A 13,567-nucleotide genomic window follows, 5' to 3' on the forward strand; every position below is an offset into this window, starting at 1 on the left:
AGGGGGGACCCTGTGGGAGAGTAGGACACCGCCGAACTCCTTCTAAACGAAAGAGCCACCCAAAGCTGGGTGGCTCTTTCGCGTTAACACGGACTTGATTTGACTTCCCCTGGGCCTCGGCTATGGTCGTTGGTTACGCCAGCCATCAGAAGGGGAAGCGATAACCATGTCTGGAAAGACACCGCAGTCACGCGCAGGAAAGAAGGCGCCCAAGCTCTCGTTGAAGGAGAAGAGAGCGGAGAAGCGGGAGCCGGAGACGTTCATCAAGCCTCGCAAGGGCGCGAACGCCTGACACGACTCCATCTCCTGCGGGCGTCGCCGCGGACCGTCTTCCGGTTCGCAGCGGCGCCCGTTCTCTTTTCAGGACACCGCTCTCACGTGCCCGTCGAGGGTGCAATCCGGCGAGACAACGCGGTGGCTGCGGCACGGGTCGCCGATGCGATGGCCTCTTCGTCCGCGTCCCCCTCCCAGGTGACGGCGACCGCGGCCGCCGGCCAACCGGCGTGGTCGAGCACAGCGACTCCGATCGACCGGAATCCCGGTGTCACCTCGCCGTTCTCGGTGGCGTGCCCGTGCTGTCTCGCAGCCTGCAGGAGCTCTCTGAGCTGTCGTGGGGAGGACGGCCCGTTGCCGGTCCGATCGGTGAAAGCACCTGCATCCGGGTACAGCGCCCGTACCTGGGCCCGGGGCAGCGCCGCGAGCATCGCCCGCCCTGTCGCCGTGAGGTGCGCGGGCAGGCGCACACCCACATCGGTCACCAGCGCCGGACGGCGCACCGCACGCTCCTCCACGATGTACAGCACGTCTCGTCCGCTCATCACCGCGAGATGCGCGCTCTCACCGAGACGGTCGGCGAGTCCGGCGACCAGCGGGCGGCCGAGTCGCGCCAGCGGCTCCTGCCGGGCGTAGCCCCCGGCCAGCTCGAATGCGGAGGTGCCGAGGCCCCAGCGGCGGTCCTGCGCGAGATGCACCACGAATCCGTGCTCCTCGAGCGTCGCGAGCAGGTGATAGATCGTCGAGCGCGGGATGCCGAGGTCGCGCGCCAGCGCCGATGCGGCGACGGGCGCGGGACGGCGTGCCAGATGGCGCAGGATGCGCAGGGTCTGGTCGGCCGCCGGCACCTGCGGCCGGTGGTCGGCATCGTCTGAGATCACAGACAAAGGATGCCACATTCCTCTGTTTCCGGGGCGGGCCCGGGTGTGGAATCGAGGTATGCCTCAGAACTCCTCGGTCGTCGTCGGCGCCGCACCCCTCGCGCCGGCCGATGTCGTCGCCATCGCCCGCCATCACGCATCCATCGTCATCGATGACGGAGCGCTCGGACGTGTCGCCGAATCGCGCCGCGTCATCGACGCCATGGCCGCCGACCCGGTGCCGCACTACGGCGTCTCCACCGGCTTCGGCGCCCTCGCAACGACCTTCATCGCTCCCGAGCGCCGCCGCCAGCTGCAGGTCAGCCTGATCCGCTCGCACGCCGCGGGCACCGGCCCCGAGGTCGAGACCGAGGTTGTCCGCGCGCTGCAGCTTCTGCGTCTGCAGACTCTGGCCTCAGGCCGCACCGGTGTCCGCCCGGTGGTCGTCGAGACCTACGCAGCCATGCTCAACGCCGGCATCACTCCGCTGGTCCGTGAGTACGGTTCGCTCGGCTGCTCCGGCGACCTCGCCCCGCTCGCGCACGTCGCCCTGTCGGCGATGGGCGAGGGGGAGGTGCGCAATGCCGATGGCGACCTGGTCGCGGCATCCGACGCTCTCGCGGCAGCCGGCATCGAACCGCTCGTCCTCGAGGAGAAGGAGGGGCTCGCCCTCATCAACGGCACCGACGGGATGCTGGGCATGCTGGTGCTCGCCCTGCACGACCTCGAGATGCTGATCACCACGGCCGACCTCTCGGCGGCGATGTCGATCGAGTCGCAGCTGGGCACCGACGCGGTGTTCGCCGCGGACCTCATGGCCCTGCGCCCGCAGGTCGGGCAGGCTGCGTCCGCCGCGAACCTGCGCGCGTTCCTCGGCGACTCGCCCATGGTCGCCAGCCACAAGGGACCGGATGACGGACGGGTGCAGGACGCCTACTCGCTGCGCTGCTCACCACAGGTGCACGGTGCCGCTCGCGACACGATGGCGCATGCCACCATGATCGCCGAGCGCGAGCTCGCCTCCGTCGTGGACAACCCCGTCGTCACGGTCGACGGACGCATCGAGTCCAACGGGAACTTCCACGGTGCCCCCGTCGCCGCAGTGCTGGACTTCCTGGCGATCTCGGTCGCCGATGTCGCATCCGTGTCGGAGCGCCGCACCGACCGCGCGCTCGACCCGGCGCGCAGCCACGGCCTGCCGCCGTTCCTCGCATCGGAGGTGGGCGTCGACTCCGGGCTGATGATCGCGCAGTACGCCGCCGCCGGCATCGTCTCCGAGCTGAAGCGCCTCGCCGCACCGGCATCCGTCGACTCGATCCCGTCGTCGGCAATGCAGGAGGACCACGTGTCGATGGGCTGGTCCGCGGCACGCAAGCTGCGCCGCTCGATCGACGGGCTCGCCCGCGTGCTGGCCATCGAGATCCTCACCGGCGCTCGTGCCCTCGACCTGCGCGCACCGCTCGAAGCGGGACCCGCGACCGGTGCCGTGCGCGACCTGGTCCGCACCGTCGCCGGCGGCCCCGGCCCCGACCGGTTCCTCTCGCCCGAGATGGAAGCCGTCACCGAACTCGTCACCTCGGGCGCCGTCGCCCGCACCGCGAAGGAGAACGCGAATGTCTGACGCCACCCAGTCCGGCCCCACCCTGCACGACCCGTCCCGCAGCATCCGCGCGCCGCGCGGCAACGAGCGCACCGCGAAGAGCTGGGGCGCCGAGGCCGCCAAGCGGATGCTGATGAACAACCTCGACGCCGAGGTCGCCGAGCACCCCGAGGACCTCGTGGTCTACGGCGGCACCGGTCGCGCGGCGCGGTCGTGGGAGGCGTACGACGCGATCGTGCGCACCCTCGACGAGCTCGAGCCCGACGAGACCCTGCTGGTGCAGTCGGGCAAGCCGGTCGGCGTGTTCCGCACCAACGAGTGGGCGCCGCGGGTGCTGATCGCCAATTCGAACCTCGTCGGCGATTGGGCCACCTGGCCGGAGTTCCGCAGGCTCGAGGAGCTCGGGCTGATGATGTACGGCCAGATGACCGCCGGATCCTGGATCTACATCGGCACGCAGGGCATTCTGCAGGGCACGTACGAGACCTTCGCGGCCGTCGCCCGATCGCTCGGCAAGGACTCGCTGAAAGGCACCCTGTCGCTCACCGGCGGTGCCGGCGGCATGGGCGGTGCGCAACCGCTCGCCGTCACCCTCAACGAGGGCGCCGTGCTGATCGTCGACGTCGACGAGTCGCGCCTGTCGCGCCGGGTCGACCACGGCTATCTCGACGTCTACTACACCGACCTCGACGAGGCCGTCGCCCGTGCGGTCGCCGCGAAGGAGGCCGGTGAGGCGCTGTCCGTCGGCATCGTCGGCAACGCCGCCGAGGTGTTCCCCGAGCTGCTGCGCCGCGGTGTGCCGATCGACATCGTCACCGACCAGACCAGCGCGCACGACCCGCTCGCCTACCTGCCCATCGGCATCTCCGTCGCGGACTGGAAGGCCGAGGCCGAGCGCGACCCGGAGGAGTTCACCCGCCGCTCCCGGGAGTCGATGGCCGCGCACGTCGCCGCGATGGTCGCGTTCCAGGACGCCGGTGCCGCCGTGTTCGACTACGGCAACTCGATCCGCGCCGAGGCCAAGCTCGGCGGGTTCGACCGGGCCTTCGAGTTCCCGGGCTTCGTGCCGGCCTACATCCGCCCGCAGTTCGAAGAGGGGCGCGGCCCGTTCCGCTGGGCTGCCCTCTCCGGTGACCCGGAGGACATCTACAAGACCGACCGCGCCATCGCCGAGTTGTTCCCCGAGGACAAGGCGCTGCACCGCTGGCTGGAGAAGGCCGGCGAGAAGGTGCACTTCGAGGGTCTCCCGGCCCGCATCTGCTGGCTCGGCTACAAGGAGCGCCACCTGGCGGGCCTGAAGTTCAACGAGATGGTCGCCTCGGGCGAGCTCTCCGCCCCGATCGTCATCGGCCGCGACCACCTCGACTCCGGCTCCGTCGCCAGCCCCTACCGCGAGACCGAGGCCATGAAGGACGGCTCCGACGCGATCGCCGACTGGCCGCTGCTGAACGCGCTGCTGAACACCGCATCGGGTGCGAGCTGGGTGTCGCTGCACCACGGCGGCGGTGTCGGCATCGGCCGCTCCATCCACGCCGGGCAGGTCACGGTCGCCGACGGCTCCGACCTGGCCGCCCAGAAGCTCGAGCGGGTGCTCACGAATGACCCCGGCACCGGAGTCATGCGACACGTCGATGCGGGCTACGAACACGCCAAGGACATCGCGCGCGAGCGCGGTCTCACGGTGCCGATGGGCCTCTGATGTCGACGCTCATCACGAACATCGGCGAGCTGACGACCAACGCTCGCCCTGAGCCCGACGAAGGGCCGGCTGACGACCGCCTCGGCACGCTGCACGACGCAGCGGTGCTGATCGAGGACGGCAGGATCGCGTGGGTGGGAGCCTCGGGGGATGCTCCCGCCCACGCGGATGAGGTGGTGGATGCCGGCGGACGCGCCGTGATCCCCGGCTTCGTCGACAGCCACAGCCACCTGGTGTTCGGGGGCGATCGCGCCGCCGAGTTCGAGGCTCGGATGGCCGGCCAGAAGTACGCCGCCGGCGGCATCCGATCCACCGTCGCCGCGACGCGCGCCGCATCCGATGACGAGCTGCGCGAGCGACTGCGCGGCTTCGTCCGCGAGCTGCTCACGCAGGGCACCACGACCGTCGAGATCAAGAGCGGCTACGGCCTGGATGTCGCAACCGAGGAGAAGCTGGTGCGGCTCGCGGCCGAAGTCACGCCCGAGGTCACCTACCTCGGCGCACATGTCGTGCCGGCCGAGTACGCCGACGACCACGACGGGTACGTCGACCTGGTCGTCGGGGACATGCTCGACGCCTGCGCGCCGCACGCGCGCTGGGTCGACGTGTTCTGCGAGACAGGCGCGTTCACCGTCGCGCAGTCCCGGCGGGTGCTCGAGGCGGGCATCGCGCGCGGCCTGAAACCGCGCGTGCACGCGAGTCAGCTCGGCCCCGGTGAGGGTGTGCGGATGGCGGTCGAGCTCGGCGCGGCATCCGTCGACCACGGCACCTACCTGACCGACGACGACATCGCCGTACTCGCGGCGAGCGACACGGTGCTGACGCTGCTGCCCGGCGTGGAGTTCTCCACCCGGCAGCCGTACCCCGATGCCCGTCGGCTGATCGACGCCGGCGTCACGGTCGCGATCGCCTGCGACACCAACCCCGGTTCGAGCTTCACGAGTTCGATGCCGTTCTGCATCGCGGTCGCCGTGCGCGACATGCGGATGACGGTGGCCGAGGCGGTCTGGGCTGCCACGGCCGGCGGCGCGGCCGCATTGCACCGCGACGACATCGGCGTGATCGCGCCGGGCAAGCGCGCCGATCTGGTGCTGCTGGACGCCCCGACGCGGGTGCACCTGGCCTACCGACCCGGTGTTCCGCTCGTGAAGCAGATCTGGAAGGACGGGGTCGAGGCGCTCTGACCGGTGCCCGCACCTCGCTCCGGGCGTAGCGTGGAGGCATGGCTCGGATCCTGATCGTCGGCGGCCACGGAAAGGTCGCCCTTCTGCTCGCTCCTCTTCTCGTCTCCCGCGGCGACGAGGTCACGGCGGTGATCCGCAACCCGGCCCACGCGGCCGAGGTGCGGCTCACCGGTGCTGAACCCGTCGTGTTCGACATCGAGCACGAGGACCGTGCCGCGTTCGCCCGGCTGATCGCAGGCCACGATGCGATCGTCTGGTCGGCCGGCGCCGGCGGCGGCTCGCCGGAGCGCACCCGCGCCGTCGACTTCGAGGCGGCGGTGCGGTCGATGGATGCCGCGAAGGATGCCGGTGTGCGGCGCTACGTCATGGTCTCCTACTTCGGCTCTTCGCCGGATCACGGCGTGCCCGAGGGGAATTCGTTCCACGCCTACGCCGAGGCGAAGGCCGCGGCCGACGAGTACCTGCGCGCGACCTCGCTGGACTGGACGGTTCTCGGTCCCAGCAGTCTCACGCTGGGCGCGGGCACCGGACTGATCGACGCAGAGGCCGAGAGCTCCGCAAAGGTGTCGCGGGCCAACGTGGCCCTGGTCATCGCCCAGGCTCTCGTCGAGCCCGCGACCATTCGGCGCACGATCCGGTTCAACGACGGCGGGCGCCCCATCGCGGAGGCGCTCGCCGGCTGACGCGGCCTCAGCGCAGCACGGCGATCGCTGCGCGGTCGAGCAGCCAGGCCGCGAACAGCGCGATTCCGAAGCCACCCAGCCCGGTCGCCCACAGTGCCGCACCGACACCGCCGAACAGCACCGTCTCGAGCACGACGCGCGCAACCGTCGGCAGGGTGATTCGCGCCCTCGGCGAGAGGAACAGCCCCCACACCACGGCGATGAGCACCGGAACTGCGACCGCGGCGACCCACGACCATCCGCCCGGCGCCAGCCGCCATGCGGCCACGGCCGCACCCGCGAGCAGCGCGAGCTCCAGCAGGAAGCGCACGATCAGAGCCGCGCGCCGACCGGTGCCCGCGGACTCGAACGGATCCTCGCCGTTCATCCGGCGCCGACGAGTCCGGCGAGCAGCTCCAGTACGCACAGCGCCGCGAGGCGCACGGTGCGGCCGTCCTCGGCGTCGACCGTGGCGTCCACCTCGGCGAGGTCGGCGCTGGTGACCCTGGCGTCCGCTCCGACCGCACGCGTCAGCGCGCGCAGCTCCCAGGCGGCGAGGCCGCCGGGCACGCTCGCGGGGCAGCCGGGTGCGACGGAGCGGTCGCACACGTCCACGTCGATGTCGAGATGGATGCGGGGATCCGCTCCGGCTCCGGCGATCTCGAGTGCCTCCGCCGTGACATCGGCGATGCCGCGCGCCCGCAGCTCGTCGAGCGTGATCACCCGGATGCCCCAGTCCGCGGCGCGCTGCGCGTAGGCGGCGGAGTTCGCGTAGTCGGCGATGCCGATCTGCACGATGCGACGCGGGTCGAGGCGCTCGCCCGCCGGGGCATCCTCGACGAGGCGGCGTACCGGGGTGCCGTTGGACACGCCGTCGCGCAGGTCGAAGTGGGCGTCGAAGGTGATCAGGCCGGTCGCGGCCGCGCCGCGCGCGACCGAGTAGGTCAGCGAGTTGTCACCGCCCAGGGCGATCACCCGGCGGCTCGCCGCGGCGAGCTCCGCGACGCGGGTGACCGTGCGCTCGGTGCCCTCGTCGCCGTCGGGGTCGGGGACGTCGCCGGCGTCCACGATCCGCAGCGCCTCATTCAGATCGACGACGGGCGGCCCCATCAGCGTCGCGCTGTACCGGGGGAGGGCCTCGCGGATCGCCACGGGCGTCGCGTGCGCGCCGGTCGGGGACAGCGACGTGCGCCAGACCGGTACCCCGACGATCGCCGCATCCGCCCGGGCGCCGTCGAAGGCGGGCCAGGCTCCGGCGCGGGGCCAGGACGGATCGTGCGACAGTGCCATGAGGAGTCCCTTCGACTCGGATGCCGGATGACGCATCCGGGTTTCAGGGTGTCACACCGCGGTGAGCGGCGGATCGCGGGTCGCGGGCGAACTGTCTGGCCCACGAGACAGCAGGTCACACCGGGATCAGTGCATGAGCGAGGGCGAAGATCGCCACGCCGGCGAGGGCGCCGACCACCGTGCCGTTCAGGCGGATGTACTGCAGGTCGCGTCCGACCATGAGCTCGATCTTCTCGGTGGTCTCTGCGGGGTCCCAGCGCTCGATCGTGTCGGTGATGATCGAGGCGATGTCGTGCCGGTAGCGGTCGACGGCGAAGACCGCGGCATCCGTCACCCAGCCGTCCACGCGGCTCTGCAGCGCAGCATCCGTCGTCAGCCGCGTGCCGATGTCGGCGATCGCCGATGCGGCGCGCGTGCGCAGCCCGCTCTGCGGGTCGTCGAGGGAGCGGATCAGGCCGGTCTTCGCGGCCTGCCAGGCCTCCGCCGCCAGCGCGGCGACGCGCGGGCTGTCGAACAGCCCGGTCTTCGCGTTCTCGAGCTTCGCGCGCATGGACGGATCGTGCTGCAGCCGATCGGCGAGGCGGGCCAGGTATCCGTCGATCGCGATCCGCGCCTGATGCCGCGGATCGGCCTGCACCGCGTGCACGAACTTCACCGCTTCGCGGTAGACGGTGTCGTCGACGAGCCGATGGGCGACCCCGGGAACCCAGGACGGCAGCCGCCGGGACACCAGGCCCTGGAAAGCGTGCGCATTCGCGTCCAGCCAGGTCGCGATGCTGTCGACGGCGAGGTCGACGGCGCCATGGTGCGCGCCGGCGTCGACGATGCGCTCCAGCCAGGCGCCAGCCGGCGGGCCCCACTCCGGATCGACCAGGTTCTGACGGGCGAGGTCGGCGATCACATCGCGCACGTCGTCGTCGCTGAGGGCGTGCAGCACGGCGGTCGCGACCGTCGCGCCCTCGGCACCGACCCGCTCCGCATGGGCGGGCCGGCTCAGCCATTCGCCGAGCCTGCGCGCGACGTCGGTCTGCTCCAGCTTCGTGCGCACGACCTCCGCCGAGAGGAAGTTCGTCTCGACGAACTCGCCCAGGCTGCGCCCGATCTCGTCCTTGCGGTTCGGGATGATCGCCGTGTGGGGGATCGGCAGGCCGAGCGGATGCCGGAACAGCGCCGTCACCGCGAACCAGTCCGCCAGGGCACCGACCATCCCGCCCTCGGCCGCGGCGCGCACATACGAGAGCCAGGGGTGCCGATCCTCGAGCGCGAAGGCGATCACGAACGCGATCGCCATGAACAGCAGGGCGCCCAGCGCGACGCCCTTCATCCTGCGCAGGCCGCGCAGCCGCTCCTGATCGGCGGCGGACAGAAGCGCCATCGGGGTACGCGACATGCCCTCATCCTGCCACGACGGGTACCCTCGATCTGTGATCGAAGACATCAAGAAGCGTGCTCTGCACCGCACCAGCATCCTCGAAGGTCAGCTGCGCGGCATCGCGCGGATGATCGAGAGCGACGAGTACTGCATGGACATCATCACGCAGTCGCGCGCCGTGCAGCGCTCCCTGGAATCCCTGAACCGGCTGCTGCTCGAGAACCACCTGCGCACGCACGTGACGCACATGTTCGAGGAGGGCGGCGAACAGCGCGAGCAGGCCGTCGACGAACTGCTGAAAGCATTCGACTTCCACAGCAAGTAAGTCGTGAAGCGACGGATATCGTCGCTCCGAGACCGTTTCGCAACTGTTTCCGCTTCCGTTGTGCCCTCGGGTGTGAAAGACTCCCTCCACTGAGATTCTCAATGAGGAGGATGAATGGCTGATACCCGGGCCATGGCAGGCGGCGTCGACATCACCGGCGTCACGAAGCTGTATGGAGACGCGACCGCCGTCGACGACCTGACTCTGCACGTCGAGCAGGGCGAGTTCCTCTCGCTGCTCGGACCGTCCGGCTGCGGCAAGACCACAACGCTGCGGATGATCGCCGGGTTCGAGCACCCGGATGCGGGAGACATCCGCATCTCCGGTCGCAGCGTGCTGGGCGAGCCGCCGTACCGGCGCGAGGTGAACACGGTCTTCCAGGCGTACGCCCTCTTCCCGCACATGACCGTCGCCGAGAACGTGGCATACGGCCTGCAGCAGCGCAAGGTGCCCAAGGCCGAGCAGCGCGAACGCGTCGCCGAGGCGCTGGACATGGTGCAACTGCGCAGGTTCGCGGACCGGAAGCCCACCCAGCTCTCCGGCGGCCAGCAGCAGCGCATCGCGCTGTCGCGGGCGCTGATCAACCGCCCCGCCGTGCTGCTGCTCGACGAGCCGCTCGCCGCCCTTGACCGTCAGCTGCGCGAGGAGATGCAGCTCGAACTGAAGCTGCTCCAGGCCCGGCTCGGCACCACCTTCGTGTTCGTCACCCACGACCAGGCCGAGGCGCTGTCCATGAGCGATCGGATCGCCGTGATGCGCGCCGGCCGGATCGAGCAGCTCGACACCCCGTCCGCGGTGTACGACGAACCGGCATCCGCCTACGTCGCGTCCTTCATCGGCCAGCAGAACTTCCTGCACGGCGTGGTGGCCGTCGGCGGCGCGGCCCTCGACACCAGTAACGGCGCGGTGCACGGGCGCTGGGGCGGAGCCGAGGCACCGGCCGGATCAGCGGCCGTCGCGGCCATCCGCCCGGAGTTCGCGCGTCTCGCGCCGGCGGGGTCGGACGGCCCGGGCATCGACGGCACTGTGCTCGGGGTCTCACACCTCGGTGAGACCCTGCAGATCGCCGTGGACGTCGCCCGCGACCGCGCATTCCTGGTGCGCATCCCCGCGCCGACCGCCCCGGCGGTCGCCGTCGGCGACGCCGTGCGCTGCACCTGGAGCCCCGACGACGTGCGTCTGTTCGCAGACGACCAGTCGCTCTCCGCCGCGACCCACGTCATCGCGCTGCCCAAGGCGGCGGCCTGATGGCGCAGCCGCCGGTCCGCGTACTCGCGCACCGCGGCGCCGCCGGCATCCTGCGCTCCGAACTCACCCGCCGCGGGTTCCTCGCGACCGCGCTCGCCGCCGGCGGCACCATGCTCTTCACCGCCTGCGCGCCGCCGAAGGGGGCCGTGTCGGCGCCCGCCAGCGGCGGTCCGCTCGAGGACCGGCTGTCGATCTACACCTGGAGCGACTACGACGACCCCGAGGTGCTGGACGCGTTCACGAAGCAGTCCGGCCCGAAGATCGTCGTCGACGCGTTCAACTCCAACGAGGAGCTGATCGCCAAGCTCGTCGCCGCGCGCGGCACCTCGGGCTACGACATCGTGGTGCCGACCGGCGTGTTCATCGAGCCGATGGCGCAGAACGGACTGCTCGAGAAGCTCAACCTCGACCTGATCCCGAACCTCGCCACGATGAACCCTGCGTTCATCCACCGCGCCTGGGATCCGGGGAACGACTACTCGATCTGCAAGGCGTGGGGCACCACCGGCTTCGTCTACGACAAGAAGGTGATCTCGCGCGAGCTGACCTCGTGGGCCGACTTCATCGACGCCGCCCAGAACGAGGCATCCGGCAAGACCTCCCTTCTGGACGATCCTGCGCCGCTGTGCGGCGTGTACTTCTGGTCGCACGGCATCGACTGGAACACCACGAAGAAGGCCGACCTGGACGCCTGCGAGAAGTTCATGACGAAGCAGGTCGCACCGCACGTCTCGGCGTTCGACTCGGCCCCCGGCGGGCAGATCATCCCGCAGGCCACCCATGCGCTGGTGCAGACCTACAACGGCGACGCCCGCACCGGGATGACCGAGTCGGATGACCCGGAGCGCTGGCAGTGGGTGCTCGGAGCACCCGCCACCGAGCTGTGGATGGACAACTGGGCGATCGCGAAGGGCGCGCCGCATCCCGAGGCGGCGCATGCGTTCATCAACTACATCATCTCGCCCGACGTGCAGCTGGCGCAGGTCGACTACATCGGGTACGACACCGGCGTGCAGGGAGTGCAGCAGCAGGCCGAGGAGGCGGGGCTGGACATGCTCGACATGGTGTTCTTCGAAGAGGAGCAGATCAAGACCATGCACGAGGGCAGATTCACCAGCGCACAGGAGCGCATCGTGGAGATCTGGAACGCGACCAAGGCGGCCGCCGGTGCGTAAGGTCGCTCTGGCGCTGCCCGCCTGGGCCTGGCTCGTCGTCTTCTTCGTCGTCCCGATCGGCGTCGTGGTCTGGTACAGCTTCGGCTACAAGCCCAGCATCTTCGCCACCAACGCGAACGACAAGCTGTCCTTCGACCGATACATCGAAGCCCTCTCGCCGACGTTCTTCGCGACCTTCCAGAACACGCTGTGGGTCGGGATCGCCGGCACCGTGCTGTGCCTGCTGATCGGGGCGCCCGTGGCGTACTGGATCGCCATCAAGTGCGCGCCCAGCCGGCGCAGCCTGATGCTCGTGCTGGTCATGGTGCCGTTCTGGACGAACTTCCTGGTGCGGACGATCGGATGGCAGATCATCCTCGCCCCGGAGGGCTGGTTCTCGCACGCGCTGCAGGCCATCGGCGTCATCCCGGGCCCGCTGAACCTGCTGAACTCCCGCGGTGCGGTGCTGCTCGGCGTGGTCTACAACTACCTGCCGCTGATGATCCTGCCGCTGTTCGTCGCCTTCGACCGCGTGAGCGGACCGCTGCGCGAGGCCAGCAAGGACCTCGGCGCCAACAGCTGGACCACGTTCCTGCGCATCACGGTGCCGCTCGCGCAGCCCGGCATCATCGCCGGCGTGCTACTGGTGTACATCCCGCTGATGGGCGACTACATCACGGCCACGGTGCTGGGCGGGGCGAAGGGCAACATGGTCGGCCAGATCGTGGCCAGCCAGTTCCAGACCGCGCAGAACTGGGCACTCGGCTCGGCGATGGCGGTGCTGCTCATCCTCATCATCGGCCTGTCGATCGCCGTGGCGGCCGGCCTCATCTGGCTGATCTCGCTGCCGATCCGCAGACGCAACAGTCTCGTCCTCGGGGAGGCATAATGACCGCGGTCCAGAACCGTCCGGCATCCGTCCGCCGTGCACCGCGCAACTGGAGCGCCATCCTGCTGCCCGTCTGGGCGACGCTGGTGTTCGTGTTCCTGTTCCTGCCGATCGCCGTGGTGATCGTGCACTCCTTCAACGTCGGCCGCCTGTTGATCTCGTGGGATCACTTCGGCTTCGACTCCTTCGCGGCGATCGTCACGAAGGCGGCTGTGCGCGACGCCGTGCTGGTGTCGCTGCGCACCGGTCTGATCGCCGCCGTGTTCGCCACGGCTCTGGGCACGCTGGCCGGCATCGCGATGGCGCGCACGCCCGGCCGCTGGGTGCCGTGGTTCCTCGGGCTGCTGCTGCTGGTGTCGGTGACGCCCGAGATCGTCGACGCGGTCGCGCTGCTGCCGTGGCTCGTCTTCCTCGGGCAGGATGCCGGCATGTGGGTGTTCAACGACGGCACCGTGCGCCTGGTCGTCGGTCAGTCGCTGTTCTCGATAGCGATCGTGTCGTACATCGTGCGGGCGCGACTGGTCGGCCTGGACGCGAAGCTGGAGGAGGCCTCGGCCGATCTCTACGCGCCGCCGGTGCGCACGTTCATGAAGGTGACTCTGCCACTGGCGATGCCGGCCGTGCTGGCCGGCTTCCTGCTCTCGTTCACGCTCGGCCTGGACAACACGGTGGTCTCGGCCTTCGTGCAGGTCTCCGGCACCACTCCGTGGCCGGTGTACGTGCTGAGCGCGCTGCGCAGCGGTCTGCGGCCCGAGATCGCCGCGGTGTCGACGGTGATGCTCGTGCTCACCCTCGGCGCGCTGGCGCTGGTCGCGGTCGTGCTCAAGCGGGCAGGCGACTCTGCGGCCGACATCGCACGGACGATGGCGGGCGGCTGAGCCGTCCTTCGTCTCGCTTCGCTCGCTCAGGAGCCGGGGCAGGGAGAGGATCGCTCGCTCAGGAGCCGGGGCAGGGAGAGGATCGCTCGCTCGGGAGCCGGGGCAGGGAGAGGGGCGCTCGCTCAGGAGCCGG

At 70.3% G+C, this 13,567-nt stretch carries 13 protein-coding genes; 9 read left to right on the plus strand and 4 right to left on the minus strand.

Annotation, left to right across the window (positions count from 1 at the left end):
* Positions 1–374: 374 nt before the first annotated feature.
* On the minus strand, positions 375–1,172 hold the full coding sequence (locus ACFVAE_RS16420; RefSeq protein WP_378894445.1) for an IclR family transcriptional regulator: 798 nt from the start codon (positions 1,170–1,172) through the stop codon (positions 375–377).
* A gap of 40 nt (positions 1,173–1,212) precedes the next feature.
* On the opposite strand from ACFVAE_RS16420, the gene hutH reads away from it, so the two are divergent.
* The 4 genes from hutH to ACFVAE_RS16440 are packed head-to-tail and all read left to right on the plus strand — an operon-like array spanning position 1,213 to position 6,299.
* A complete protein-coding gene (gene hutH / locus ACFVAE_RS16425; RefSeq protein ID WP_378894448.1) occupies positions 1,213–2,754 on the plus strand; it encodes a histidine ammonia-lyase in 1,542 nt (513 codons plus the stop codon).
* Positions 2,747–4,432 carry a urocanate hydratase gene (gene hutU, locus ACFVAE_RS16430; RefSeq protein ID WP_378894451.1) on the plus strand — a complete coding sequence of 562 codons (1,686 nt, stop codon included), beginning with the start codon at positions 2,747–2,749 and terminating at the stop codon, positions 4,430–4,432. Before hutH ends, hutU begins: the two co-directional genes overlap by 8 nt.
* On the plus strand, positions 4,432–5,616 hold the full coding sequence (gene hutI / locus ACFVAE_RS16435; protein WP_378894454.1) for an imidazolonepropionase: 1,185 nt from the start codon (positions 4,432–4,434) through the stop codon (positions 5,614–5,616). The genes hutU and hutI overlap by 1 nt, the downstream gene beginning before the upstream one ends.
* A 38-nt stretch (positions 5,617–5,654) precedes the next feature.
* Positions 5,655–6,299, plus strand: a complete 645-nt coding sequence (locus tag ACFVAE_RS16440; protein WP_378894457.1) for an NAD(P)H-binding protein — start codon at positions 5,655–5,657, stop codon at positions 6,297–6,299.
* Between the two features lie 7 nt (positions 6,300–6,306).
* Here the strand turns inward: ACFVAE_RS16440 and ACFVAE_RS16445 are convergent, their stop codons facing one another.
* The 3 genes from ACFVAE_RS16445 to ACFVAE_RS16455 form a co-directional block, all read right to left on the minus strand.
* The gene (locus tag ACFVAE_RS16445; RefSeq protein ID WP_378894460.1) at positions 6,307–6,666 is read right to left on the minus strand and encodes a YrdB family protein; all 360 of its coding nucleotides are present in this window, start codon (positions 6,664–6,666) and stop codon (positions 6,307–6,309) included.
* Positions 6,663–7,568 (minus strand): agmatinase family protein, encoded by a 906-nt coding sequence (locus ACFVAE_RS16450; RefSeq protein ID WP_378894463.1) that lies wholly within the window; start codon positions 7,566–7,568, stop codon positions 6,663–6,665. The genes ACFVAE_RS16445 and ACFVAE_RS16450 overlap by 4 nt, the downstream gene beginning before the upstream one ends.
* Positions 7,569–7,683: 115 nt before the next feature.
* Complete coding sequence (locus ACFVAE_RS16455; RefSeq protein WP_378894466.1) at positions 7,684–8,958, minus strand: DUF445 domain-containing protein; 1,275 nt, start codon at positions 8,956–8,958, stop codon at positions 7,684–7,686.
* A gap of 34 nt (positions 8,959–8,992) precedes the next feature.
* On the opposite strand from ACFVAE_RS16455, the gene ACFVAE_RS16460 reads away from it, so the two are divergent.
* The 5 genes from ACFVAE_RS16460 to ACFVAE_RS16480 all read left to right on the plus strand — a co-directional run bounded on the left by ACFVAE_RS16460 (position 8,993) and on the right by ACFVAE_RS16480 (position 13,434).
* A complete protein-coding gene (locus tag ACFVAE_RS16460) occupies positions 8,993–9,265 on the plus strand; it encodes a metal-sensitive transcriptional regulator (RefSeq protein ID WP_378894469.1) in 273 nt (90 codons plus the stop codon).
* Positions 9,266–9,379: 114 nt separating this feature from the next.
* Positions 9,380–10,513 (plus strand): ABC transporter ATP-binding protein, encoded by a 1,134-nt coding sequence (locus ACFVAE_RS16465; RefSeq protein ID WP_378894472.1) that lies wholly within the window; start codon positions 9,380–9,382, stop codon positions 10,511–10,513.
* On the plus strand, positions 10,513–11,688 hold the full coding sequence (locus ACFVAE_RS16470) for a spermidine/putrescine ABC transporter substrate-binding protein (protein WP_378894475.1): 1,176 nt from the start codon (positions 10,513–10,515) through the stop codon (positions 11,686–11,688). The genes ACFVAE_RS16465 and ACFVAE_RS16470 overlap by 1 nt, the downstream gene beginning before the upstream one ends.
* The gene (locus tag ACFVAE_RS16475) at positions 11,681–12,556 is read left to right on the plus strand and encodes an ABC transporter permease (RefSeq protein WP_378894478.1); all 876 of its coding nucleotides are present in this window, start codon (positions 11,681–11,683) and stop codon (positions 12,554–12,556) included. Before ACFVAE_RS16470 ends, ACFVAE_RS16475 begins: the two co-directional genes overlap by 8 nt.
* Complete coding sequence (locus tag ACFVAE_RS16480; RefSeq protein ID WP_378894481.1) at positions 12,556–13,434, plus strand: ABC transporter permease; 879 nt, start codon at positions 12,556–12,558, stop codon at positions 13,432–13,434. Before ACFVAE_RS16475 ends, ACFVAE_RS16480 begins: the two co-directional genes overlap by 1 nt.
* Positions 13,435–13,567: the final 133 nt, after the last annotated feature.

Origin of the sequence: Microbacterium sp. NPDC057659, assembly GCF_042799915.1 — a bacterium.
GTDB lineage: Bacteria > Actinomycetota > Actinomycetes > Actinomycetales > Microbacteriaceae > Microbacterium.

Coding starts and splice junctions, on each gene's coding strand:
- hutI (WP_378894454.1), top strand. CDS start 4,432: ATGTCGACGCTCATCACGAACATCGGCGAGCTGACGACCAACGCTCGC.
- ACFVAE_RS16480 (WP_378894481.1), top strand. CDS start 12,556: ATGACCGCGGTCCAGAACCGTCCGGCATCCGTCCGCCGTGCACCGCGC.
- ACFVAE_RS16450 (WP_378894463.1), bottom strand. CDS start 7,568: ATGGCACTGTCGCACGATCCGTCCTGGCCCCGCGCCGGAGCCTGGCCC.
- ACFVAE_RS16420 (WP_378894445.1), bottom strand. CDS start 1,172: ATGTGGCATCCTTTGTCTGTGATCTCAGACGATGCCGACCACCGGCCG.
- ACFVAE_RS16455 (WP_378894466.1), bottom strand. CDS start 8,958: ATGTCGCGTACCCCGATGGCGCTTCTGTCCGCCGCCGATCAGGAGCGG.
- ACFVAE_RS16440 (WP_378894457.1), top strand. CDS start 5,655: ATGGCTCGGATCCTGATCGTCGGCGGCCACGGAAAGGTCGCCCTTCTG.
- ACFVAE_RS16465 (WP_378894472.1), top strand. CDS start 9,380: ATGGCTGATACCCGGGCCATGGCAGGCGGCGTCGACATCACCGGCGTC.
- hutH (WP_378894448.1), top strand. CDS start 1,213: ATGCCTCAGAACTCCTCGGTCGTCGTCGGCGCCGCACCCCTCGCGCCG.
- ACFVAE_RS16470 (WP_378894475.1), top strand. CDS start 10,513: ATGGCGCAGCCGCCGGTCCGCGTACTCGCGCACCGCGGCGCCGCCGGC.
- ACFVAE_RS16445 (WP_378894460.1), bottom strand. CDS start 6,666: ATGAACGGCGAGGATCCGTTCGAGTCCGCGGGCACCGGTCGGCGCGCG.
- hutU (WP_378894451.1), top strand. CDS start 2,747: ATGTCTGACGCCACCCAGTCCGGCCCCACCCTGCACGACCCGTCCCGC.